Origin of the sequence: Pseudoalteromonas sp. SG43-3, assembly GCF_014164385.1 — a bacterium.
GTDB lineage: Bacteria > Pseudomonadota > Gammaproteobacteria > Enterobacterales > Alteromonadaceae > Pseudoalteromonas > Pseudoalteromonas distincta.
On the sequence record NZ_JACJFC010000018.1, the window covers coordinates 1 to 24,736 of the forward strand.

The window sequence follows — 24,736 nt, forward strand, 5'->3', positions numbered from 1 at the left end:
TAGTGAAACGAAACAGCGCCGATGATAGTGTAGCATTTGCTATGTGAAAGTAGGACATTACCAGGCTTCAAATTGTAGAGAGCCCGACTAGAAATAGTCGGGCTTTTTTACGTCTGCAGAAAAGTAAAATACGCGCAATTAACACACACTCACATCAACACCTATCACGTAGGCCGGGCGAGCGTAGCGACTCCCGACGTTAAAATCACAACAAAACTTCTCAGTATTTCAGTCGGCCAATACAGTAGCATTTGCTATGTGACTCTCCACCGCTGTGGGCACCACGACATTTCCAAGCTTCAAATTCTAGAAAGCCCGAATCTAACGATTCGGGCTTTTTTACGTCTGCAGAAAAGTGAAATGCGCACAATTAACACACTTTCACATCAACACCTATCACGTAGGTCGGGCGAGCATAGCGACTCCCGCCGTTAAAATCACAACAAAACCCCTCAATATCTCAGTCGGCCAATACAGTAGCATTTGCTACGTGACTCTCCACCGCTGTAGGTATCGTGACATTACGGAGGCTTCACATTGTAGAAAGCCGGGATTTAACGATTCGGGCTTTTTTACGTCTGCAAAAAAGTAAAGTTTGGGTGGGTTTTTCATATATCGGATTATAATTAAATCAATTACACTTTATCAAACACCCACATTAAACACTCAATCCTAGTGAACGACATGAATTAAGAATCTGTTTTATCTCCTACTTAGTTGATAAGTATCTATATAAGTATAATTAAGCTCTATCTCAGTAATATTCAAGAGGGGTGAGGTGCTTTTCCATGTAAATAGTATTACCTAGATGCTTAATGTTTTTATAGAACACATATATTGTTCCAACATGTAATTCATTGACTATAATGATTAATCCTAGTTATGACTTTGCTAGCTAAGCTTAGATAGCGGTAAAATGCGCTACTTAAAATAATTAAATAATTGATTATCCGAACAGGTGAGTTATTTCATCGTTAGCATAATTAATCTTCACTGTATTTTGCATAATTCAACAAAGGATTTAATTTTCTCTGATGCGATATAAAATATCTTGGTGCTTACTTTTTACCACTATGCTTACTCATTTTTCTGCTTTTTCTAATGAGTTTGAATTTTCTGGTTATGCTCGAGTTATTGGTGGCTACTTAGACGAAAAAAATGTCGAATATAAGGGATATGAAGACAGTCTTAAATTTTCTCCATCTAGTTTAATTGGATTCCAAGGCGAGTATCAGTTTGATGATAAGTGGTCTGCAACAGCTCAATTTTTGTTAAGAAGCAATAACACAACAGCTTCCGATAACTCAGGGTTAGAGTGGTTATATTTAACATATAGACCGACAGATAATATTCAAATAAAACTCGGAAAGTTACGCACACCTTTTTTTACCATGAGTGACTTTTCGGATGTTGGTTTTGCGTACCCATGGATCAATCCACCTCAACAAGTTTATGATACTTATTTATTTAAAACGTTTAATGGCATAGATGCTGTTTATAAATTTGGTGCAGAAAACTTTGATTTGAGCTTTGAAGGTTACTTTGGTGAAGAGTCGGGTGATATAGGGATTGGCGCCTTAAGAACGGGCTTTGAAGTTGATAATCTTTTAGGGTTCATTGGTAAGATTAATATTGAAAACTTAGAATTTAGAGTTTCCCGTTATAATGGGAATATCAAGCTTGATATTGATGAGATAAGACAGCTAGAAAATGTGCTTAATAGCCTTAATTTTACAAAAAGCGCCAGCTCGGTAAAAACAAAAGGTAGAGCACATGCAAATCAATTTGGCGTAATTTACGACAATTTAGATTATTTTTTTAGAGGTGAATGGGTCCGCATTAAAACTGATTTGGGGATAGTGCCTATAATTCAAAGCTATTATTTAACTGCCGGTGTTAATCATGCTCCTTTTACTTACCACTTAACATTTGCAGATAGCGACGTAGAAACTCGTTCTGCTGAAAATGAAATTCCGTTAGGTATTAATAGCGACTTAGATCAACTTGCATATGGGTACAATCGTATTTTTGATGAATCTACGCCTGATTCAATTAAGAGTTGGACGGTTGGTGTACGCTGGGATGTGCTGCCAAACCTTGCCTTAAAAGCTGAGTTTTCAACCCTAGAAGGTGACGATGTAAAAGACTCGTTTTTCGTTACTCCTGATGACTCTGATTTTGATAAAAAAACTAATCTTTATCTTATTGGTTTGGATTGGGTGTTTTAATGATATTTTTTAAACCTATTAATAACATTAAAAAAATAATGATGCTCTTTGTAGTCGCTAGTAGTCTATTTGGTTTTAGCATTTCAGTTTATGCAGAAAATACAAACCCCTCGAACGTCATTATTGTAGTAAATACCACAGATAAAAACTTATCTTTTAGTAAGCAACAAATTCGCCATATTTATATGGGCGGAGCTATGAGCAGACAATTTAAAGCAGTTAACCTATTTGTCGGCAATCCGCTTAGAATAAATTTTAACACTAGGATGGTAGGTCTTACTGAATCTAGAATACAAGCTTATTGGGCCCAAATGCGATTCACGGGGCGCAGCAAGCCCCCTGTCGAATTTGAGTCTACAGAAGAGGTTATAGAGTACTTACTAACCGTTGAAGACTCAGTAGCTTACCTTCCAGCAGGAATTACTATACCTAAAGAGCTCACCATAATTGCACTAAATTAAAAGTAAGCCGTTTGCTTAGTAAAAAATCAATTGCACTGAGTTATTTTGAAGTTATTGTTAGTTCTTTAAATAATATTTTCGCTCGTTCAATTGCGTGTGGTAGTTGTGCAATGCACACTGGTTTTGCAAAGTAATAGCCCTGCATTTCATCACTACCATTTGATACTAGGTAGTTAGCTTGGTCGGTTGTTTCAATTCCTTCGCTACATATTTTTAAACCAAGGCGTTGGCCTAAATCGAGTATTGCTTGTAATACTGCAGTGTCTTTTGCTGAGCTTGCATATTGATTTACAAACATTCGATCTATTTTTAATGTATCAATTTCAATTTTAGTAAGGTAACTCAATGAAGAGTAACCTGTGCCAAAGTCATCTAATGCAATTGAGCCTCCCATAACTTTAACTTGATTAAAAAATTGATTCGCGTTTTCAAAATTTTCTAAATAGCTTGATTCTGTTATTTCAAACTGAATATTTGAAATATCGACGCTATGTTCAAGTAGTTTACTTTTTACAGTATGAATGAAGTTATGATCTTTTAAGTCATGGCTTGAAAGATTCATGGAGACGAGTACATTATTCCCCATAAGTTGTTTTAGCATTTGCATATCTTTAAATACTTGTGTGATCACCCATTGAGTAATCGCTTTTATTTTACCTGCTTGTTCCGCTATAGGTATAAACTCACTAGGAGAAACAAAGCCTAGCTCTTTGCTTTGCCATCTTATTAAGGCTTCTAAGCCTTGAGCTTCGCCTGTATTCGACATTTTAAGCTGATAAAATAACTCAAATTCATTTTGCGCTATTGCGTGAGATATTAAGTTAGCGACTTGCGCTTTTCGTTTGTTATCTTCAAGCATTTTATGGTGGAATATTGTATATGCGCCTTTGCCTTTTTCTTTTGATGTGTACATTGCAATATCGGCATTACTGATAAATGTATTTATATCAAATTCAGCTTCTTTGGCACTTGCAATACCAATACTAATACCCGCTGGTACGTCCCACTCATTTATAGTGAATGGCTCTTTCATACCCTCAATGATACTTTCGGCAATATCTATAACAATAGATTGCTCAGTGATATTAGGTAGCATAATTAAAAACTCATCACCGCCTAAGCGTGCAATTATGTCGTTACTACGCAGATAACTTTTCACTTTTTTAGCCACAGCTTGTAAAAGCATATCTCCGGTTTCATGGCCTAGGGTGTCGTTAACGCCTTTAAAACTATCAACATCAAAGAACATAATCGCAACGTCTTGATCGTTACTTTTACTACTAGCCAGCTCGAGTTTGAGTAGGTCCATAAAAAACATGCGATTAGGTAAACCTGTTAATATATCGTAGTTGGCGAGGCGCTCCATTGAATGCGTTTGTACTAAAAGTTGTGCGGTATGTTTATGATTGGTTTGAATTTGGGAGTCAATTGTTTGTAGTAATGCATTAATGTCGTTACCAAGTTGAGATACTTCATCATGACCAGTGACTTGGTATTGAAGCTTATAATTTGTTGATTTTTCAACTTTCTGTGTGAACTTCGAGAGCGCTAAAAGTGGGCTTAATAAACGCTGATATATCCAAAATGAAATAATAATGGTGAGTGCAATAATTAAAACAACAAATGGAGCTGCACTATAAAAAAGGCTAATTTTACTTTCATTCAGTGGCTTTTTAAAGTCTTGCACAATGAGCAAATATCCAATAGGAAACTGCTCCTCCCCAATTGCCTTTAAGGCCACTAGTCCTTCATTGGTTATTGTAACCGCATAAGGTAAATTTTTTGGTTGAATACTTATAAGTTCAGGCTTAAAGCTCTCAAGCTCTAAATAGTTAGGGTGGACATACGATTGGATTAATTGCCAGTCAGCGTCAAATACATTAACAAACTTAATGTGTTCATATCGATCAAAACCGAGCAATTCGGTGGTTATAGAGAACAAATCAACTTGCTCAGACATAACACGTAATAAGCTATCGGAAATATTTGAAGACATTGCATCTAAGTTTTGTTTAACAGATTGGCGATATAAATCTTCGTGTTCATTAATTGCGAGGAAAAAAACTAAATTTGCGCTAAATATAATTAAAACCGTTGTTATTATAATAAATTTATATCGAATACTATGAAGCATCAAATCTAACCCTTAACCATCATTTAATTATGTTTTAGTTATTATTGTGTAATCAGGCAATCCATAATTACAAAAAAGTTACTTACTACGCCCTTTGTAGCACTAAAAGCTTAACATTGAGAATGCTTTTAAATTCATATACTAAATATAGCTGTTTATTTAATTTTGTACTGACTTACTTTGTTGCAATTTCATTCTTGGTTTAATAAGTGACCTGTGTAAAACTACCTAAGTTAATTTAGTAAATCAGGTGACATGAATGTCGAATATTAAAGCTTGGAAACTTATAAGCCTGTTTTGTTTGTTCGCAGTGCTTATGGGTTGTCAATCTAAAGAAGAGCAGCTGCAACAAACAATTCAAGAGTCTATTAAAAAAGCAGATACAGAGCTGTCACAGCTTGGTACTGCGCTTGATAATGGGAATGTGCGCAATGCTGTATTACTTAAAGGATATGGCGAGCTCCTTAAAAAACAACAACCAGAGCTTACAAAAGTTGTTGATGTAATTACCCTTGATGCAACGCGCCAAGGTGCACTTTATAGTGGTTTAACACAGCGACTTAAAGATATTAAAGGAACTTACTTAATTCCTCCTTACGAAGATACGTTGCATAGCATTGATTTGTTGCGTGATGCGTCTAAACCTACGCTATTTTCTGATGCGTTAACCGATCCTATTAATATGCTAGCTGATATGTCCAAAGGCACTTTAGCGCGTGTAGGCGCAATTAGTAAGCAAGCTGAAGGTGAGGGTGTTGGTAACCAAATGGTAGGTAACCCTAACTATGGTAACTGGCAAACAAATAGTAATGGTATTAGCTTTTGGCAATGGTACGGCATGTACCGTATTTTAGGCGATGTATTTGACCGTGTTGAATATGGTAGTTGGAGCAAGCGCCGAAAGTATAGTTATTACAATGACTATGGCCGTTCGCGTTATTCAAGCCCTAAACAAATTAAAACCCAAAGCGCGCTAGAAACACGCACGCGCCAAACATACCAACGCCAAGGTAAGCAGTTTACAAGCCCTTATGCGAGTAAAAAAACAGGTGCATCCGGTTTAAGCCGTAGTAGTTATACGCCACCAAAAAGCCGCAGTAGTTATTCTCGTTCTAGCAGTTATAGCAATAGCTCAGGATCGGTGCGTGATAGCGGTAGCAGAACCTCTCGTGGCGTGAGCCGTGGTAAGTAAAAGAATAAAGTTGGAGTTAGAATAATATGTATGAATTTAATGGAATAACTATGTGGTCGCTACAAGCATTGGCGATTGATTTTGCAATTATTGTTTTATTATTTGTAAGCCTTAAATATATAAAAGGCTGGGTTTCAAACTTACACGCAAATGATGAAATAACAGAGCGTGATAACTTTGCTTTTGGTATTAGCTTTGCCGCTGGTTTAGTGGCACTGGCGATTGTATTAACAGGTGTAAGTAGTGGTGCTTTTGCTGCAACACTGCAACAAGAAGCACTGCAAATGTTAGCTTACGGCGCATTAGCAATTGTACTTATTAAGTTGGGTCACTTTTTTCAAGATAAAGTAGCGCTTCGTAAAGTAAGCCTGCACGACGAAATAGTTAAAGGTAACGTTACAGCTTCAATAATTGATTTTGGTCATGTTGTTAGCGTTGCAATAGTTATTCGCTCAGCACTTTTATGGGTAGCTACTGATGGCTGGCATGGCCTTCCAATTGTAATTGCTGCCTTTATTATAGGTAGTGTTGTATTACTACTTGTTAGCCAGTACCGAGTGCAGTTATTTAAGCGTACAAACAAAAGTGGCGACTGCCTACAACAAGCAATTGTTGATGGTAACTTAGCTGTGGGTATTCGTTACGCTGGATTTTTAATAGGTAGTGCATTAGCTATTACAGCTGCAACGGGTGTTGCGCCATACGCTGCTGATAACATTAATGCGAGTTTACTATACTGGGCTATTAGCGCTGTTGTGAGCCTTGTCGCATTTATTATTTTGCACTTAGTGACAATTAAAATAATTTTATCTGGTTGCGATATTTCAGATGAAGTTAATCGTCAAAAAAATGTAGGTGTAGCAGCTATTTCTGCAGCAGTATCATTTGCTGTAGGTATCACTATGGCAACCTTACTAGGCGCATAATCAGTGTCATCAACCAACACTCCCCCAAGTAAGTCTCGCTTACTTGGGCACGATATATTACTAATTACTGTTATGGCCGTGCTTGCTGGGTGCGGCCTTATTTATGAATACTTACTGTCTCATTATGCGGGGCGTGTACTTGGCTCAGTAGAAAGTGCTATTTACGCCATGATCGGTACTATGATTGTAGCAATGGGCTTAGGCGCTTTTTTAGCGCGTTGGTTTAAAGATGCATTTACCGCTTTTGCTTGGCTAGAAAGCATTATTGCTTTAATTGGCATGGGCTGCATTTTAGCGATAGCGGGTGTAATTGCTGTAAGTTATTCTCTTCCTCATTTATTTTCGAGCGTTTTTAATTTACCCCCAGATGTTGTACTTAATGGTTACGTATTTCAAAAGCTACAAGAGTGGTCACGTTTTCTACCTTATGTTTTTGGTTTAATACTGGGCTTATTTATTGGTATGGAAATACCGCTTATAGCGCGCATTCGTCAGCACGTTTATGGCCGTTTTTTAGAAAACAACGCAGGGACTATTTATGGTGCCGACTATATCGGTGCTGGTATTGGTGCCGCCATTTGGGTAAGTATCATGCTCTCAATGCCTATAATGCAAGCTGCGGCGTGGACGGCGTTATTTAATATCATCGCAGGACTCGCTTTTTTATGGCGTTACCATGCCCATGTACGCTTTGCTAAGGCACTTTTAGTTTGCCATATAGTACTGCTGGCATTGTTTGGCTTTATTTTAGTATTTGGCAGTAGCTGGATGAACAATCTAAGTAATGTTTTATACAAAGATAAAGTAATTTATTCGCAAGCAACCAAATACCAGCACGTAGTTTTAACCGAAAGGTTAAGCAAAAACCAACCTCAGCCAATCACCGATTTATATTTAAATGGGCGTTTGCAGTTCTCAAGTATTGATGAACAAATATATCATTCAATGCTGGTTTACCCTGCAATGCTTGCCTCTAACAGACACGACCGTGTATTAATAATTGGTGGTGGTGACGGGTTAGCGCTTAGAGATGTTTTAAAATGGCCTGTGAGTGAAGTAACGCTAATAGATTTAGACGCGCAGCTTCTCAATTTATTTGGTCATAAAGACGGTGACTTTACCCCGCCAGAGCACATCAATAGGCGATTACTACAGCTAAACAATAAATCGATGCAAGACTCGCGAGCCAACATAATTGTGGGTGATGCATTTTTAGAAGTAGAAAAGCTACTTGATCAATCTAAGCAGTTCGACACTATCTTAATTGATTTACCGGACCCAAATCACCCTGATCTAAATAAAATGTACAGTGACTACTTTTATAATCACGTACGTCAGTTATTAGCACCCGATGGCGCAATGGCGGTTCAATCAACTTCACCTTACCACGCTAAAAAAGCGTTTTTAAGCATTGCTAAAACAGTTAAAGCCGCAGGGTTTGAGTATGTTGAGCAGTATCAGCAAAACATACCTTCGTTTGGGCAGTGGGGCTGGACTATAGCCACTAAAATGGGTCAGTCGGCTAGTGGCCGTATTAATGATGCGACGGCTATGCCTGTGCCATCAAGGTGGATTAGTAAAGAATATTTATTGGCAAGCTTTGTATTTCCTAACCACTACTTTGAACAAGTTAAAAGTATTGAGGTCAATAGGTTAGGATCTGGTCAGCTGTATGATTACTACCGAACTGCATGGCAAATAGAAAGCGAATTGTATAAAAACTAACAAAACATGGTTGACATAATATGTCGACCATGAGAATCTTAACTCAGACATAATATGTCAAACGACAAAAGGCAGAGACATGGAATTAAATGAACTTTCAATAAAATTAGCTTCTTTTGAAACTGAAGGCGCTAACTTTGAGTCTTTCTTGATTGCCAACCCAGGCGAGCAAGATGTTTTACAAGTCATTGTTGATGGAAATGATGAACTTCCAATTTTTGTTACACAAACGCAAGAGCAGTTGTTATGTATTAGCTACTTGTTTGACGAAGATGAAGTTAAGAGTGAATTACGCAACGAGTTAAACGAAACATTACTACGTTTAAACGTGCCAATTCCACTGAGTGCATTTGCTAAAATCGATAACAAATACGCGATTTTTGGTGCACTGTCGGTAAATTCATCATTAGATGACGTTACCCACGAACTAGTGACTTTAGCCGATAACGCTATCGATGCACTAGAAGCCGTGACCTTGTATTTAAACGATTAATAGCCAGTTAGTGGAGTTAAGATTATGAGTATTTTAAAAAAATTATTTACAGCAGTACGTGGCGGCGCTCGTGAAGCAGGCGAAGCAATTGTAGACAAAAATGGCATCCGTATTTTTGAGCAAGAAATTGCAGACGCGCAAAATGCACTTCACCGCGCAAAAAAAAGCCTTACAGAAGTAATGGCTAAAGAAATGCAGACTAAGCGTAAAATTAGCGCTGTAGATGCATCAATCGCTGAACATGAAGCGTATGCAGGCCAAGCTCTTGAAAAGGGCAACGAAGCGTTAGCATTAGAAATTGCAGAAAAAATTGGTGACTTTGAAGCAGAAAAAGCCGAAAACGAGCAAGTATTATCTGGTTTTAGTAACCATATTGTTGCGCTTAAGCAGCAAGTTAAAGATGCTGAAAAATCAATTAAAGAGAATCAGCGCCAGCTTACAATGGTTAAAACCACTGAAAGCGTACAGCAAGCAACAATGGCTGTTAACAGCACGCTTAATACAAACAGCTCGTCTATGACATCGGCTCGTCAATCGCTTGAACGCATTAAACAGCGTCAACAAGATCGTAGCGACCAGCTAGGTGCTGCAAAGCAACTTGAGTCAGACGTAAATGGCGATGACTTAAAAGCAAAAATGGCTGAAGCAGGCATTGGCGACACAAGTCCAAAAAGTGCTGATATTTTAGCTCGCATCAAAGCGAAGCAAAATAGCTAACCATTACGTTTATACTTTAAAAAGGTAACCGAGTTTTGCTCAGTTACCTTTTTTGCTTAGAAGGCAGCCTTCCTATGTTTAATTTTTTCAAATCTAAAAAAGAGCCAGAGCGTCAGCTTAATCATCCGAGCGAGCTAAAAAAAGGCGACATGTTTAGCGTTATCGACTCATTTGCTTATCCGGCATGGTTAAAAGGTGAAACGCTACGTGTTACTGATATTCAGACTTACCAATATCAGCACAGCAGCGATACTGAATTTGTACTTGAGACAAATAGCGGCCAAGTTGTATTTTTACAAATTGAGCAAGATGACGGCGAAGAGTGGGCTAACTTTTCTATTAAAATTCAGCGCAACGAAGTTGAAGAGATATTTGGCCTTGATGAGTTTGCGCGTATTTTTGATGAAGAGTCGTTAACCCACATTACAGTGCAAAATACACCAGAGCGTTTTATGCAGTTTTTAGCTAAAAGTTATCAACAAAGCGAGTCGCCTTATGTGTGTTATTTCCATAATAAAGATTACCGCAACCAAACATTGCCTCGCTATGAGCAAGAAGGTGGTGAACCATGCGAAATGATTTGTTTAGCATCAGATAATGAAGGCTTTGGTTTAAATATCGAAATTTGGGATGGCGGCGAAACCGAAGTATCGCTAACGCTCATGCGTCCAATGTCTGATATTGTAGACTTGTTTCCCGGAGATGCTAAGTGAGTGATGCTAAAGACAAGTGGTTGCGTCAGGAACAAGCTGTACGTGCCACACAAATGGCATTTGATCTAAGCAGTGAAGTTCAAAAGCTGATAAAAAAGCAAGCTATTGACCAAGAGTTAACGCCGTCAGATATGATCCGTAAAATACTTGGCTTAGATGTAAAGTCTAAAAAAACGCGTCAACGTTTATCGTTTAATTTAAATGATGATGAGATTGCGCAACTAGCCAGTCGCTTTGATGTCCCAAGTGATGATAAGCGAGCCGTAAAACAACAAGTAGCTGACTTACTAATTGCTCACACTAAAAAAACTAAGTAGTTGCACTAGATTATTATGAATATTACTCTAATTGCTTATCTACTTATTTTTGCGTTGTTTGGTACTGCGGCGAGTTATTTTGTACGCTTTATTTATGCATATTGGGTGCTTAAAACAATGCCCATGAAGTACATTATAAAAGCGGGTATTTGCGTAGTGCTGGTTGTTGTAATTTCAGCGTTAATTCCGTATTTAGGTTAACGCTGAAATTAGCTTATACGCGACCGTTTTTATTTTATATCAAACGACTGGCATTGGTGATTAATACACAGCGATTGCACTTCAAGTACTGGTGAACAATCGGTTAAGCCTTGTGCTTTATTTTGTATTTTTTCTTGTTTTGTTATTTGTTGAGCAAGCTGTTCTGCTTCTTCTTGAGATGTGTTCAGCGTTGAATAAACAGCATACTTACTCGGTCCGCCGCATGCGCGGGCGCCCACTTCAAGTACTTTGCACTGAAAGCTTGCAGTGCAGCTGTTATTACTCACCATGTTATTCAGATCATAGTTTAAGTCAGATAAGTTTTTACTTTGCTCATTTGACGTCACAGTACTAGCACAACCACTTAGTAGTAAAATGCTGCTAGCAATGCTTAAAATTGATAGTTTAATTGCCGATGGTAAACAACTCATAACGTTATCCTTAAAATGCACTTACCGCTGAACCTTCAAGTTTAACACATTTATTTTCAACACACTGCGTGCTTGGCGTTGTTAAATGCTGACAAATGCTCATCATCCCTTTTTGTGAATTATAACTACTTTCAAGCTTAGTAATTTTGTCGCTAAGGGCTGCTACTTGTTTTTCAGACGCTGATTTTGTTGAATACACAACAAAGCTACTTGGCCCGCCACACGCGCGACTGCCTACTGCACTTATTCTGCATTGAGTGCTGGTATCACATTGCTTATCTGTAATTAGCGTATTTAATTCGGCTTTAGCTGTTTTTATATCGTCTATTGAAACGTTTTTTAAATCAGCTTTTGGTATTTTTTCAGCAACTACGTTCTTTTTAGTATTTTCTTGTAATTGAGTGTTTTCTTTTAGCTTTTGTAGCTCTTGCTTTGGTGCTTCAGCTTCTGAGGTTATTGTTACTTGCTGCGTTTCAGTTGGCGTTTTATCTAAGCATGCAGTTAAACAAAGTGGTAAAAGTATGGCTAACAATGGGGTACGCATAACAAACCTTGATAGTGATGAAATATTCATCACTATCATACACGGTGCATTTTTTACGGCAATAAAAACTATATTATCAAGTAATTAAAGCCGTGAAAAATATCGTTTATTAAAGTCCACCCTGCGTTAGTTTGGTGGGATTAAGTAGCTTTTCGAGTTCATTGCGTGGTAAATCGGTTTCTTGTTCGGCTACATCAATAATAGGGCGGGCTTCCTTATAAGCCTGCTTTGCTATTTTTGCTGCTTTTTCATAACCGATCACCGGATTGAGCGCAGTCACTAAAATTGGATTTTTAGCGAGTGCTTTATCTATATTAGGCTTATTTACTTTAAAGCTGGCAATGGCTTTATCGCCCAATGCTTGTGCGCTATTGGCAAGTAATTCTATGCTTTGCAAAATATTATACGCAATGACTGGCAGCATAACGTTTAGCTCAAAATTACCCGCTTGGCCTGCTACTGTAATGGTCGCGTCGTTACCGATTACTTGTGCGCTTACCATGGCTGCGGCTTCTGGTATTACCGGATTTACCTTGCCAGGCATAATAGACGAGCCCGGTTGAAGTGCTTCTAGCTCTATTTCGCCTAAGCCCGCAAGTGGTCCTGAGTTCATCCAGCGTAGGTCGTTCGCTATTTTCATTTGTGCTACAGCGAGTACTTTTAATTGCCCCGAAAGCGCTACTATGGCGTCTTGTGAGCCGATGTTATAAAAAAAGTTACTACTAGGCGTAAATCTAATGCCTACATTGGCACTCAGGTTTTCTGCAAATTTGGCTGCAAACTTAGGATCTGCATTTATTCCTGTTCCAACAGCTGTACCGCCTTGTGCCAGTTCGCATACACGCTCTAAGCTATGTCTAATTCCTGCTGCGGCATGGTTAACTTGTGACTGCCATGCACTTAGTGTTTGATCAAATGTAACAGGCATTGCATCCATTAAATGCGTACGGCCCGTTTTAACTATATGGCCTACTTCAGCTTTTTTCTTTTCTAGGCTTTGCGATAAGTTTTCAAGCGAAGGAAGTAATTCATACACTACATTTATTGCGCTACTGAGTGCGATAGCAGTAGGGACTACATCGTTAGAACTTTGCCCCATGTTTACATCATCATTAGGGTGAATGCTTTCACTGCCTAATCGGCTAGCAAGCGTTGCAATAACTTCGTTGGCATTCATATTTGAGCTTGTGCCCGAACCGGTTTGAAAAATATCAACGGGGAAATGCTCAACATGCTCGCCATCAATAATACTTTGACAAGCTTGCTCAATAGCATTTGCTTTGTCTTTACTTAAATGGCCAAGCTCGCAGTTACTTTGCGCAGCAGCTTGTTTTATATAAGCCAGTGCAGTGATAAATTGCTTTGGCATAGATAAGCCACTAATGGCAAAGTTATTAACTGCTCGTTGTGTTTGCGCCTGATAGAGCGCATCAGTAGGTACTTGTAGCTCGCCCATGCTGTCTGATTCTGTTCTAAAGTTGCTCATAAGTGTGCTCCTTAAAAAGGGTTGAATTCGTGACTAAGAATACGAGCTTCACGCTCAAGTATTAAAAATTGTGCAGTATTGTTATGCACCTTATAAAACCGTTTTAATGCTAATAATGGCTTGTATAGCTGCTCTAAACATTGTTTACGAATAGCATTATGTATAAGAGGGTCGCACATTTTGTTCATAATTTCATGGTGTGTGCGCCTAAGATAAAACTCTTGAAGCAAGGGATTATGTTGTTGCTCAAATTTTTTGGCGACGTTAAGGGCGGTTTCTATGTAATCGGCAACGAGCATGGGGGCATGCAGGCCAGGTCTTAAGCAATGACAAGAGAGTTCTTGATGGTAGCGATGCTGGGCATAATTTGAAGACATAAAAAAACCGACTCAAGTTAACGATAATAGTTATCATTACATTTAATCGGTTTCAGTGTAAACAGTTATTATAAAAATTATTTGCGTTACTAATTTGAGTATTAATTGTAGCCAAGAATAAATATCTGATCTGTTTCATGTTTGCTCATCGCCTGTTGATTATGTTTAGGGTGCGAAAGTAAATCGATTACTGTAGCTCTCATATCAACGGCGTAACTATGATCGTCGGTGGTTTTTTCGGTTATAGCAATGGCCGCGTCTACAGCGGTATAAGGGGGTATATGCATAATTTTATCCTTTGAAATTTAATATAAGTTAAACCCTTTAGTGGGTTAACAATATAAAAGCATATTACGTACCAACCATAATGAGCCAGCTCAACCATATGATAGTTATAGTATTTAAAAATTACCTTTTTTTCATCACGACAAAATAAGCTAAATTTGCTTTACTGTTGTGCATTAATCTACAATTTTGGTGCACAGTAATGACAAAGCCATTTTCACAAGCCTGTGAAAACAATAAAACCCCTATTTTAGAGCAATTAAAGGACGTATTAAAAAATACTAAAACAGTCCTCGAAGTCGGATCAGGAACCGGCCAACATAGTGTGTTTTTTGCAGAGCAATTACCGCATTTACAATGGCATACAAGTGATCGCGCTATAAACCACGAAGGGATTAATTTATGGCACCGCGAAGCTAATTTAACTAATTTACATGCACCACTTGAGCTTGATTTAAATAATGAATGGCCTGTAGATAAGGTTGACGCTATTTATACTGCAAACACATTTCATATTGTAAGTTGGCAATTAGTTGAACGTTTTTTTGACGGTGTTAAACGTCACTTAAATAGCGACGGTATGTTGTGTATTTACGGACCATTTAAGTACCAAGGTGAATTTACCAGCCCAAGTAATGATGACTTTAGTGCCTTTTTAACAGAGCGCGATCCGTTAAGTGGAATAAGAGATTTTGAAGCAGTTGAACAACTAGCTAAGCAAGCAGGGCTTACGCTTATTAGCGATACTGCCATGCCTGCAAATAATCAGTTACTCGTTTTTAAACGGCAGTAATGAGCTACATTGCTCTTTATATATATCAATATGGCCGCGTTCACGCTTTAAGTAGTCGCTTATTGCATTACTGAAATCGCCATCAACAATATGGTGAGCAGAGTAGGTAAGTACGGGTTCAAATCCGCGTGCTATTTTGTGCTCACCTTGTGCTCCCGAATGAAAGCAGCTGAGTTTATGCTTTATTGCAAACTCAATACCTTGGTAATAGCACAGCTCAAAGTGAAGCGAATCTACTTCTTCACTTGCTCCCCAGTAGCGCCCATAAAGTGTATTCTCACCTACTAAACTAAGTGTTGCAGCAATCACGTTGTCGTCTTTTTTGGCCAGCATAATAACGAGGTTATTAGCCATTAATGCATGTAAAAGCGTAAAAAACTCCATATTTAAATAGCCCAAATGACCAGATCGCTTTAAGTAGGTACGCTGATAAAACTCACAAAACAATTGCATTATCTCGGGCGTAATTTGCGTTCCTTGCAGCCATTCAATATCAATATTTTGTTGCGCTATTTTAGCTCGCTCTTTTTTAAGTGACTTACGTTTTCGTGAGTTAAGTATTTGCAAAAAATCGTCAAAGGTTTCAAAACCTTTATTAAACCACTGAAATTGCACACCCACTCTTAGCATGGCATGTTGCTCAGTTAATGATGTTGCTTGGGCTTGGTCGCAAAAATTAACATGCCACCCCGACCACCTTTGCTCAGCACTGTGTATATTAAGTTGCTCTGTAATGTACTGATACACCGCATTTGGATTCGCGTGCTCGATAGCAATACGCTTGCCTTCAATAGGGCTAAAGGGAATGCCAGATAGCCACTTGGGATAATATTCTAAACCGTGTTTTTCGTATGCCTCAGCCCATGCCCAGTCAAATACGTACTCGCCGTATGAATGACTTTTTAAATACCCAGGTGCAAGCGCAATGAGCGTATCATCTTCAAAAATAGCGAGGTGATGGGGCTGCCAACCGCTTTTTTGTGTTACGCATTGGCTTTGTTCAAGGGCATATAAAAAAGCATGTTGAGTAAATGGTTCATCACCAAATAAACGTTGCCACTGCGCCTGATCAATCTCATTAATACTGCTAAACCATTGGTGCGAAAACGTTCCCATGACTACTTACCTTGTAGTTGTTCTAAGCTGTTCTACGTTTTTAATAAACGTACTAATTTGCTTTTTAAGATCGGTAAAATGAGGATTATAAGTTAAGCGTTGTAAAGCCGGATAGTGTTTTAAGTTGGCGCTTGTACGCTCTCCTAGTTGTGGATTTTTTGTTGTTTTACATGTTTTGTACAGGGACTCGTCGTTAATAAAGCTGCCACAATTACGATAGGTTGCGTTAATCCCATAATGTGGATTTTGCGGTGAGTTAACAATAGCAATATGCGACATACCATGAACTTTTTTACACTGAGGCGATGTGCATTGCGGGTTATTTACTGTGTAGTCACTAGCAAAGTCTGGCGGTAAAATATCAGTGTTTCCATAAAGTACTAAAGTATCGAGCGGCTTATATTTTACTGAATTATCTTTGTGTAACGCACTTAATAATTTTAGCGTGGCACGCGTATCTATCGTGGTATCAATATCGCTAAGTACACTAAAAATAGGTAATTTAAGTGCAGAGCGTTTGTTTAAGCTACTTACGCTTGCAAGTGACATTGCATCGTACGACGCGGCAGCTGCATTTAAAGGAAATGATTCATACTTAGCAAAGTCTACATCGGCGTCTTTATCTATCCAATTAACAAAGGGTATGTCATCAATCCACTTTGCTATCCAGCCGTACTTATTATGTGGCTCGGAGCCTGGCGAATAAAGCATAAGCGCTTTAATTTTGGGTGAAACAGTGTGCTTGGTTGCGTAATCAATAAGTAACGCTGCACCGGTAGAGTAACCTGCGAGTATCACCTCATCAAAGTCTTGCACCGAGCGTTTAATACCGTATTTTATTGCCTGTTGCCATTGGCTAACCTCTACATTGAGTAATGCACTTGCGGCGCTTCCATGTCCTGGTAATAAAATAGTACGCACAGTATAGCCTTGTTGATAATACACTTGTGCTAAATCGTGATACGTAAAGGGTGAGTCAGTTAGCCCGTGAATTAGTAGTGCAACTTTATTGCTGTTTGGATGCGTAAGCTCAAAAGGGGCAATAATATCTGCAATAGTAGGGTCAGGTTTTCGCGTACCTTGTGTTACTAATTGCTGGTACGTTTGTGTAATAACAGGGCATGGCATATCTGCACGTGGATTGGTTTTATTTATATGTTTATATGCAAAATCTAAGTAATCGTTAAATGGTAAAAGTGCGTGGTAATTAAAGCGCTGGTGGTTGTGCTCTTTTTCAAAGCGTAATAAGCCTTGTTGCTTACTTTTTGTTATAAATTTAAAGTCGCTCGCCTGCGAGATACAGTTTTGAGCGACAGCAATATGCGAACAAACACTTAAAACAAAACCAAAAGCGACTCTTAAAACTATTCTTAAAATTAAACCACTATTGTTCATTAACTTCTGCATATTGGACAAGACACTCGGTTAGCTTAATGAGTTCAAGCGGTTTTGCAAGGTGCTGGTTAAATCCAACGGCTTGTGCATGTGCTTTATCCTCTGGCATAACGTCGGCAGTTAAAGCAATAATCGGGAGCTCTTGTTCAGTTTTAAACTGGCGGATCAGTGCCGTTGCTCTATAGCCATCCATTACAGGCATTTGGCAATCCATAAGCACTAAGTCAAAATGCTGCTTTTTAACTATATCAACGGCCAGTTCGCCATTTTCTACTATATACGGCACAATTCCTAACGAGCCAAGCATCGCTTTAATAACCATTTGATTTACTGGGTTATCCTCTGCGACCAAAATATCTAGCGAAGTAATATTAGTATTATCAAATGTAATAACATGTTCTTTTTTAGGTTCTGTTGTTTCTAATCGCATTGAAAATGTAAAAGTAGAGCCTTTATTTATTTCACTTTTAAGTGTTATATCAGCCCCCATTAATTGGCTTAACTCTTTCGCTATGGTTAAGCCAAGGCCTGTACCACCAAACTGCCTTGAGGTAGAACTATCCGCTTGGGTAAATGCGTTAAATAATTTTTTATGTTGGCTTGGTTTTATACCTATGCCGGTATCACTAACGGTTATAACTAGCTGTACTTTATTGGCGGCGGTAAACTCTGTTTCTATGTTTAAAGTAACGCTGCCTTGGCTTGTAAATTTAATCGCGTTGCTACATAAATTAAGTAATATTTGCTCAATTCGCATAGGATCACCAATAAACCAGGTATCAACAGGTAGCTTTGAATTAACTTGCCATTTAATACCTTTGTTAACTGCGCTTTGCTCAAACATGTTGTTTATACGTGTTATTAAAGCACCTAAGTCGAATGCAATAGATTCAATAACTAACTTTTGGGATTCTATTTTTGATATATCAAGAATGTCATTAATTAAGTTTAATAAGCTTTTAGATGCTGAGTTTATTTTATCTAAATAGCCAATGAGTGTATTTGCATTGTCTGTTTCTCTAGCAAGTGAAGAAAAACCAATAACGGCGTTTAATGGTGTTCGTATTTCGTGGCTCATATTCGCTAAAAATTGGCTTTTAGCCTGATTAGCTAAATCGGACTGCTTCTTTGCTTGTGCGAGTGAGTGAGTACGCTCTGCAACTTGACGTGTAAGTGCGATTTGTTGCTGATTAAACAGCAGTAAAACCATTAAAATTAAAGAACATACGGCAACTTGAAGTATGAGTAATAATAAAGTTAGTTGACTATTATGTTGTGTTAAAAAGCTTTCTTTAAGGGCTAATTTTACAATCCATTTTTGCCCTGCAAAGTCCACATCAAACGACATTAAGCGGCTGCCTTTAGCTTGCTGAACATTTTGAGAGTAATTACTATAAAACGGCGGAGTGTTTGTATCTTCGTATATACCAATCGAAAACATATCAGACTGTTCTTTAGAAATTGCCTGCTCAATAATACTACGCACTAAAAATACACCAGTGGCATAGCCTTTAATTGTTTTTTCATCACCATGCTGGGAGTACACAGGGGCAAATAATAAATAGGCTGGTTTAGGTTGTTTGGTTTGCACTAACTGAATTATTTTAGTTCCTACTGGCATGTACTTTATAGCGGGGTTAAGCAGAGAGCTTTTTCGATCAGGGTTTGAAAATACATTAAAGCCAATAGCTTTTTGATTACCATTAAAAGGAGCTATGTATTTTACTATCACAAGGGGATCGCTACTTTCAAGAGGTTCGCCAACTACATCAATATCTAAATGATAAATGTTTGATATTTCTTGGGCAAAGACGTCGCGTTGATCTTGAGGTATTTTTGCGTTCCACGATAAGGCGTTAATAAATGCGTGCTGAGTTAGTAACTGGCTAGCATAAGAATAAAAATCTTGCTGGCTTAGCATGGGAGATGACTGTACCTGACTTGCTAGGCTCTGCACTGCAATAATACTACGATTTGTATATCTATAAAGGCTGTTTTCTATAACATGGACTTCACGTTCAGCAATTTTAATAGTGTTTATACGATTTTCTTGATCGTATAACTGCGTTGTTACCGCGACTGATAAAAATAAAATAGAGCATACTGCAATTGTCGGAAACGCCGATATATTATGTTGATTAGACTTTTGTGGTAATAAAGAAAGTAAAAGCGGAGTCGCAATTAATACTCCTAATGTATCACCAAGCCACCAGTAAGTAACATTCTTCCAATGATTATCAACACTGTAAACCGAGTTGAATTGGCTTAAGGCAAATACGCCAAAGTTAGCCGAAATTAAGCTGACCAATATTGCTATGACAAGGATAAAGTAAATTATATTCTTGCGCTTTTTAAAGCGCAGCGGGTGCCCAAGCCAATACTTTAAAAGAGCTGCGCCGACCATTGCCTGTATAACAACACCAAAGGCGATATACATAGCCTCGTTAAATGAGTTACCGACCAGGACTAGCTCATGAGCAGAACTGTCAAAAATATTTAGATTAAATGCAATTGCAGCTACAAATAAAGGCGGGATAAAGCGCCACCACCAAATATAACAACCGACTAGTGCTATGCCGGCAGGTAACCAAATTGGAATTATTTGCGAGTTAAAAGCAAGTTTAGTGAGTGCTATGCCGACTAAAAAATATGCTAAAGCAAACATGATGTAAAAAATAATGGAATGATTTTTAGAGTTAAAATTTTTCACATAAGGTCCAAGCAATTATTATTGTCGTTTTGAAATATCAGTATAGCTAACAGTAAGTTATTTTGGTTATTTTTATAAAGGTAACTGTTTTTTGCTAAATGATTGTTTAAGCACAACTGTTGATTCTATATTTGCGATACAGCTTAAGCCACCTAGTTGATGTTTCACAAACGTTTCGTAGCTCTCAAGATCATGTGCAATGATTTTTAATAAATAATCATAGCTTCCTGATATTACACAACACTCTAATACATGTGGTAATTTTTCTACATGTTGCTCAAATTGCTCTGCAGCACTGACCGAGTTTTGGCTTAATCGTACAAACGCATATACCAATACATTAAGATTAAGTGCTTTGGGATTTATGGCGGCGTGGTAGCCGGTAATAATGTTTTCTTGCTCTAACTTTTTTATACGCCTTAAACAAGGTGTATCCGATAGGTTAATACTGCTGGCTAAATCTGAAACCGACATACGAGCTTGGCTTTGCAGTGCAATGAGTAATTGCTGGTCTTTTTTATCTAACATAGTTGTCGGCTTTTATTAATTATTTTTATATTTGTAGTGATTATTGCTAAGTATTGCAGTTTTTACTAATTTTTTTGGTGTTTTACCCTCATTGAACTCTGTTAGCATTTAACTATAAAAATAATAGAGCACAACAATGAACACACATACCGCTATTTTCGATCACTGGATACGAACTGAGTTTGTCACTTTAAATAGTGAATTAGAGCAGCTTTATTGGCAGCAAACCGATAAAGCAAATGTAGAAGGGGTAGGCGAGGCCTTAAAGCAACAATTAGAAAAAGAAGGCAACGTATTAATTAGCAATTTATTAGCCGAGGGAAACACAGATCAAGGCTTTGATAGCGCTTTTGACTTACTCGGTAACGTAGGATTATTTATGGCAGCGTGTAGGCGCCATGAAATTACTGAGCCAAGCAGAGAAACTACTTCACCGCTAATAGAAGCCTCAGCGCTTGCTATGCATATAGGCGCATCCATTGGCGTAACCCCTCGTTTTGCTACCGCCCACTTAACTACTCATAACAAAGCACTTAACGGTATTTATAAACGATTTACTAATTTACCTGATGAAAAGCTATTTATTGATTACAACACCCAAGGTATTTTGGCCTACAAACGGGCAAGTGATGCTTTATTAAAAATATTGCCGCTAGGTATTTCACATCCCTTGTGTGGTGAGTTATTAAAAGTAGCTAAACAAGCGCTTATAGATGTAATTGAGTCAAACAATGCACTTTATTCTGAGCTCGATACAGATCGCTTTTTTAACTGCGTTCGCCCTTATTATAAACCGTACCGTGTAGGTAAAGAGGTTTACAGAGGGGCAAATGCTGGTGACTTTGCAGGTATTAACGTGATTGATATGCTGTTAGGGCTGTGTAGTGCAAACGAGCCTAGTTACTCGCAAATGCTGGTGGATAAGTTTTTATATATGATGCCAGAGGATCAACAAATCCTGCGAGAAGCCATGCGTATGCAAAGCTTTATGGATGACTTTTTACAAGCAGAGCCATATAAAAATACAGATTGGTTTAAAAGCCACGCAACGTTATTTATTCAAGTGTGTAAATTACATGGGGACACCGCAGTCGGTCATCATAATCAACTGGTTGAAAAGTTTATTGCTCAGCCTTCAAAAAATATGCAACAGCAGCATATGAGCAAGGTAACAGCAAGTGGTCCGCCGCTTAATGTGTTACTTGATTCGCTCGAAAAATTAAGAGATAGGCGAGCCAGTGCCAAACGCGACGATATAAAAACACGTTTTGACGATCTAAATACACTTAAAGAATGGGTTAAATAGCATGCTTAAAAATGATTTTTGTATGGCAGATGGCTGTTATTTATTAAACCACTCGGTAGGGCGTCCTCTTAAAAATATGCAGCAATATTTAGCACAGCACTACTTTTTACCGTGGGAGAGCTCAAATAAAGAACCTTGGCAACAATGGCTGCCTGCAGTTGAGCAATTTACTACCGCGCTTGGTAAGTTATTTAATGCGCCTAGTTCGCAGTTTTGTCCTCAAGTTAATTTATCAAGTGGCTTAACAAAGTTGCTTATGTCGCATCCACGGCTACAGCAAAAAAATTGTAAAGTGCTTATGGCGCAAAGTGATTTTCCGAGTATGGGTTTTGCAATGCAAAAAGCGTTGCCAAAGTGCGCGCAAATCATATTTATACCTGAGCACGAAAACCTAACTGATATTAGTGTTTGGCAGCGTTATATAACCGCCGACATCGATTTAGTTTTTATAAGTCATGTATATTCAAATACAGGTGTACAGGCGCCTGTGTACGATATTGTAGCTATAAGTAAATTTACCAATAGTTTATCAATAGTTGATGTTGCTCAGTCAGCGGGTGTTATACCGCTTGATTTAAGCGTGCTCGATGCGGACTTTATGATTGGCTCGAGCGTTAAATGGTTATGTGGTGGCCCAGGGGCAGCTTATTTATGGGTTAACAAAAATCAAATAGAGTATTGTGAGCCTAAAGATGTGGGTTGGTTTTCGCATCAAAATCCATTTGAGTTCGATATTAACCACTTTGAATATAACGCCAGTGCGCTTAAGTTTTGGGGGGGCACCCCTTCTGTAGCGCCTTATATTATTGCCGCAAATAGTATTGCCTACTTTGCAGAGCTAACAGCTCACAAGGTAAGGGTGCATAACTTAGCGATGCTTACGCTTATTCATGAGCAACTAAGCGAATATGTTGCATCACCTATGAGTGGTGATAAATGCAGCGGGACTGTTATTTTGTTTTTTAACAAGCAGCAAGACCATGTACTTACAGAGCTTAATAAAGCGAAAGTCAGTGTAGATGCTCGCAAATTTGGAATACGAGTATCGCCACATATTTATAATACTCAAGAAGACGTTGCGCAATTTATTTCTATAGTAAAACGAGCGCTTAAGGGTTTTGGCTAAGCTGCTGCTTTCTTTGCTTTAATGACTCTATTTTTTGCTGCGTTTGACTAATTGATGCGTCGTAGGCTTGTTTTAATGAATTTGTTTTAGTTGCGATAGCATCAGCAATAGACGAAGCGCCTAAACGATTGGCCTTATCTTGGGTCATATAATCTATTTGTTGTTTTTTAGCTGCGTATTCTTTTTGGCTTTGTTCAATAGATAGCTCAAGGCGCTTTATTTCACGCTCTATTTGCTGAACCTCTAAGTAGTCATCAACAGAGGTATCGGTAATACCTTTACCGGGCGTAGAGCTTTTATATGCTTCAATTACATTTATATCTTTTAGAGTAATAACTTGTGCATCTTTAGCGCAAGGCGTTTGGCTAAAAGTAGGAACGCCCTTAATTACACACTTATACACTGTTGTACTTTGTGCCAAGGTAAAAAATGGTGCTGCCGCGCAAAATGATAGCAATATGAACCGGATCATAGCTAAACCTAAAAGTGGCTAAAGTTGTGTTAATAATGCCCTAAGTTATTACTAGGCACAATTTGTTTAGTTTTTATAAATTTTAGGCACAAAAAACCACAATCAAGTGGTTTAAATTACGTATGGTCCAGAGGGAGGGATAGACTTGCTTACATCCATGTAATCAATCGCTACGCGACGCTTGCAGCGGCCTAAAATATTCCAGACATTTTGTCGAACCATGTCGAGGATTCTCACCCTCCCAATTTAGTATCGGTGTTAAATTTTAGGCACAAAAAAACCACAATTAAGTGGTTTAAATTAAGTATGGTGGAGAGGGAGGGATTCGAACCCTCGATAGAGCTACAAACTCTATACTCCCTTAGCAGGGGAGCTCCTTCGGCCACTCGGACACCTCTCCAACGCATAACCGGTTGTATTGATGGAATAAAAAAAGCCACCAATTAAAATATGGTGGAGAGATAGGGATTTGAACCCTAGATGGGCTATAAACCCATGCCGGTTTTCAAGACCGGTGCATTCGACCACTCTGCCATCTCTCCGTGACGCAGAATAATACTTAGGTGATACCGCTGTGTAAATAGCAAAATGACTGTTTGCCTAAAAAATATACGTAAATGAGGTTTTTTTTGTAAATAAGGGGAAATTAAGGCAATTTTTAATAAAATAAATAGGTTGCAGCAAACAATGGGAGCTAAATAAGTGACTTCATTTAGTGGTTGAGTGTTCGCTGCACCGAAAAATAATCATGGTTGGGTGATTATTTATATTGAGCTGCACCGCTAAGTGCTAGTCTTTTACCAATCGTGTTAAGTTTAGCTAACATTCTTGCTTTACGGTTAGTTGGTTTAACGGCTACTTGCGCTGCTGCTGTTTGATTTAATGTATTAATTGGTTTCATTATTTTGCTCCGATTGTATCTGTTGAAATCGCGTGCATTTTGCACGTTGTTTGGTTAAAAATACAACGATAAAAATTGAGCCTGAGGGATTAGTTAAACTAATCTGAATTGATTTTATTAATATGCGATTCAGTAAGTTGCATTACTGTTTTTGCATAG

General features: G+C 38.2%; 25 protein-coding genes and 2 tRNA genes. 13 read left to right on the plus strand and 14 right to left on the minus strand.

Annotation, left to right across the window (positions count from 1 at the left end; genetic code table 11):
• Positions 1-1,034: 1,034 nt before the first annotated feature.
• Positions 1,035-2,228 (plus strand): porin, encoded by a 1,194-nt coding sequence (locus tag H5157_RS15515; protein WP_182725029.1) that lies wholly within the window; start codon positions 1,035-1,037, stop codon positions 2,226-2,228.
• The gene (locus H5157_RS15520) at positions 2,228-2,689 is read left to right on the plus strand and encodes a hypothetical protein (RefSeq protein ID WP_024597417.1); all 462 of its coding nucleotides are present in this window, start codon (positions 2,228-2,230) and stop codon (positions 2,687-2,689) included. Before H5157_RS15515 ends, H5157_RS15520 begins: the two co-directional genes overlap by 1 nt.
• Before the next feature lie 40 nt (positions 2,690-2,729).
• On the opposite strand, the gene H5157_RS15525 is transcribed toward H5157_RS15520, so the two are convergent.
• Positions 2,730-4,823, minus strand: a complete 2,094-nt coding sequence (locus H5157_RS15525; protein ID WP_182725030.1) for an EAL domain-containing protein — start codon at positions 4,821-4,823, stop codon at positions 2,730-2,732.
• A 259-nt stretch (positions 4,824-5,082) separates the two neighbouring features.
• Between H5157_RS15525 and H5157_RS15530 the strand changes: the two genes are divergently transcribed.
• From H5157_RS15530 to H5157_RS15565, 8 genes are all read left to right on the plus strand, one after another.
• Positions 5,083-6,015, plus strand: a complete 933-nt coding sequence (locus H5157_RS15530; RefSeq protein ID WP_182696304.1) for a CHAD domain-containing protein — start codon at positions 5,083-5,085, stop codon at positions 6,013-6,015.
• A gap of 26 nt (positions 6,016-6,041) precedes the next feature.
• The gene (locus tag H5157_RS15535) at positions 6,042-6,941 is read left to right on the plus strand and encodes a DUF350 domain-containing protein (protein ID WP_024597420.1); all 900 of its coding nucleotides are present in this window, start codon (positions 6,042-6,044) and stop codon (positions 6,939-6,941) included.
• A gap of 3 nt (positions 6,942-6,944) precedes the next feature.
• Positions 6,945-8,666 carry a polyamine aminopropyltransferase gene (locus H5157_RS15540; protein ID WP_182725031.1) on the plus strand — a complete coding sequence of 574 codons (1,722 nt, stop codon included), beginning with the start codon at positions 6,945-6,947 and terminating at the stop codon, positions 8,664-8,666.
• Positions 8,667-8,745: 79 nt separating this feature from the next.
• Positions 8,746-9,159: a YjfI family protein gene (locus H5157_RS15545; protein ID WP_004335098.1), complete on the plus strand. Its 414-nt coding sequence runs from the start codon at positions 8,746-8,748 to the stop codon at positions 9,157-9,159.
• 24 nt (positions 9,160-9,183) lie between these two features.
• Complete coding sequence (locus H5157_RS15550; RefSeq protein ID WP_004335088.1) at positions 9,184-9,876, plus strand: PspA/IM30 family protein; 693 nt, start codon at positions 9,184-9,186, stop codon at positions 9,874-9,876.
• A 74-nt stretch (positions 9,877-9,950) separates the two neighbouring features.
• Positions 9,951-10,589 (plus strand): DUF4178 domain-containing protein, encoded by a 639-nt coding sequence (locus H5157_RS15555; RefSeq protein WP_024597422.1) that lies wholly within the window; start codon positions 9,951-9,953, stop codon positions 10,587-10,589.
• Positions 10,586-10,906, plus strand: coding sequence for a hypothetical protein (locus H5157_RS15560; RefSeq protein ID WP_024597423.1), 321 nt, complete (start codon positions 10,586-10,588; stop codon positions 10,904-10,906). Before H5157_RS15555 ends, H5157_RS15560 begins: the two co-directional genes overlap by 4 nt.
• A gap of 15 nt (positions 10,907-10,921) precedes the next feature.
• Positions 10,922-11,107: a hypothetical protein gene (locus tag H5157_RS15565; protein ID WP_024597424.1), complete on the plus strand. Its 186-nt coding sequence runs from the start codon at positions 10,922-10,924 to the stop codon at positions 11,105-11,107.
• A gap of 29 nt (positions 11,108-11,136) precedes the next feature.
• Here H5157_RS15565 and H5157_RS15570 read toward each other — a convergent pair whose 3' ends face one another.
• The 5 genes from H5157_RS15570 to H5157_RS15590 all read right to left on the minus strand — a co-directional run bounded on the left by H5157_RS15570 (position 11,137) and on the right by H5157_RS15590 (position 14,232).
• Entirely contained in the window at positions 11,137-11,538 is a 402-nt protein-coding gene (locus tag H5157_RS15570) for a hypothetical protein (protein ID WP_024597425.1), read from the minus strand.
• A 10-nt stretch (positions 11,539-11,548) separates the two neighbouring features.
• Positions 11,549-12,082, minus strand: coding sequence for a hypothetical protein (locus tag H5157_RS15575; RefSeq protein ID WP_182696302.1), 534 nt, complete (start codon positions 12,080-12,082; stop codon positions 11,549-11,551).
• Between the two features lie 109 nt (positions 12,083-12,191).
• Positions 12,192-13,568: an aspartate ammonia-lyase gene (locus H5157_RS15580; protein WP_182725032.1), complete on the minus strand. Its 1,377-nt coding sequence runs from the start codon at positions 13,566-13,568 to the stop codon at positions 12,192-12,194.
• 11 nt (positions 13,569-13,579) lie between these two features.
• On the minus strand, positions 13,580-13,945 hold the full coding sequence (locus H5157_RS15585; RefSeq protein WP_223231703.1) for a hypothetical protein: 366 nt from the start codon (positions 13,943-13,945) through the stop codon (positions 13,580-13,582).
• Between the two features lie 101 nt (positions 13,946-14,046).
• Positions 14,047-14,232: a hypothetical protein gene (locus H5157_RS15590; protein WP_024596419.1), complete on the minus strand. Its 186-nt coding sequence runs from the start codon at positions 14,230-14,232 to the stop codon at positions 14,047-14,049.
• A gap of 200 nt (positions 14,233-14,432) precedes the next feature.
• On the opposite strand from H5157_RS15590, the gene H5157_RS15595 reads away from it, so the two are divergent.
• Complete coding sequence (locus tag H5157_RS15595; RefSeq protein WP_039488722.1) at positions 14,433-15,023, plus strand: DUF938 domain-containing protein; 591 nt, start codon at positions 14,433-14,435, stop codon at positions 15,021-15,023.
• On the opposite strand, the gene H5157_RS15600 is transcribed toward H5157_RS15595, so the two are convergent.
• The 4 genes from H5157_RS15600 to H5157_RS15615 all read right to left on the minus strand — a co-directional run bounded on the left by H5157_RS15600 (position 15,000) and on the right by H5157_RS15615 (position 20,772).
• On the minus strand, positions 15,000-16,139 hold the full coding sequence (locus tag H5157_RS15600; RefSeq protein WP_138489881.1) for a GNAT family N-acetyltransferase: 1,140 nt from the start codon (positions 16,137-16,139) through the stop codon (positions 15,000-15,002). The genes H5157_RS15595 and H5157_RS15600 overlap by 24 nt on opposite strands.
• Positions 16,140-16,145: 6 nt before the next feature.
• The gene (locus tag H5157_RS15605) at positions 16,146-17,534 is read right to left on the minus strand and encodes a carboxylesterase (RefSeq protein WP_182725033.1); all 1,389 of its coding nucleotides are present in this window, start codon (positions 17,532-17,534) and stop codon (positions 16,146-16,148) included.
• Positions 17,524-20,244, minus strand: a complete 2,721-nt coding sequence (locus H5157_RS15610; protein WP_182725034.1) for an ATP-binding protein — start codon at positions 20,242-20,244, stop codon at positions 17,524-17,526. The genes H5157_RS15605 and H5157_RS15610 overlap by 11 nt, the downstream gene beginning before the upstream one ends.
• A 72-nt stretch (positions 20,245-20,316) precedes the next feature.
• A complete protein-coding gene (locus H5157_RS15615) occupies positions 20,317-20,772 on the minus strand; it encodes an Lrp/AsnC family transcriptional regulator (RefSeq protein WP_039488718.1) in 456 nt (151 codons plus the stop codon).
• A 136-nt stretch (positions 20,773-20,908) separates the two neighbouring features.
• On the opposite strand from H5157_RS15615, the gene H5157_RS15620 reads away from it, so the two are divergent.
• Together H5157_RS15620 and H5157_RS15625 are read left to right on the plus strand one after the other, a co-directional pair.
• Positions 20,909-22,078, plus strand: a complete 1,170-nt coding sequence (locus H5157_RS15620; protein ID WP_182725035.1) for a monodechloroaminopyrrolnitrin synthase PrnB family protein — start codon at positions 20,909-20,911, stop codon at positions 22,076-22,078.
• Position 22,079: 1 nt separating this feature from the next.
• Positions 22,080-23,204, plus strand: coding sequence for an aminotransferase class V-fold PLP-dependent enzyme (locus tag H5157_RS15625; RefSeq protein WP_182725036.1), 1,125 nt, complete (start codon positions 22,080-22,082; stop codon positions 23,202-23,204).
• On the opposite strand, the gene H5157_RS15630 is transcribed toward H5157_RS15625, so the two are convergent.
• The 4 genes from H5157_RS15630 to H5157_RS15645 all read right to left on the minus strand — a co-directional run bounded on the left by H5157_RS15630 (position 23,188) and on the right by H5157_RS15645 (position 24,577).
• Positions 23,188-23,676, minus strand: coding sequence for an RNA-binding protein (locus H5157_RS15630; RefSeq protein WP_024597153.1), 489 nt, complete (start codon positions 23,674-23,676; stop codon positions 23,188-23,190). The two genes, H5157_RS15625 and H5157_RS15630, sit on opposite strands and share 17 nt — an antisense overlap.
• A 307-nt stretch (positions 23,677-23,983) precedes the next feature.
• Positions 23,984-24,076, minus strand: a tRNA-Ser gene (locus H5157_RS15635).
• A 51-nt stretch (positions 24,077-24,127) separates the two neighbouring features.
• Positions 24,128-24,218, minus strand: a tRNA-Ser gene (locus tag H5157_RS15640).
• 218 nt (positions 24,219-24,436) lie between these two features.
• A complete protein-coding gene (locus H5157_RS15645; protein WP_004335040.1) occupies positions 24,437-24,577 on the minus strand; it encodes a hypothetical protein in 141 nt (46 codons plus the stop codon).
• Positions 24,578-24,736: the final 159 nt, after the last annotated feature.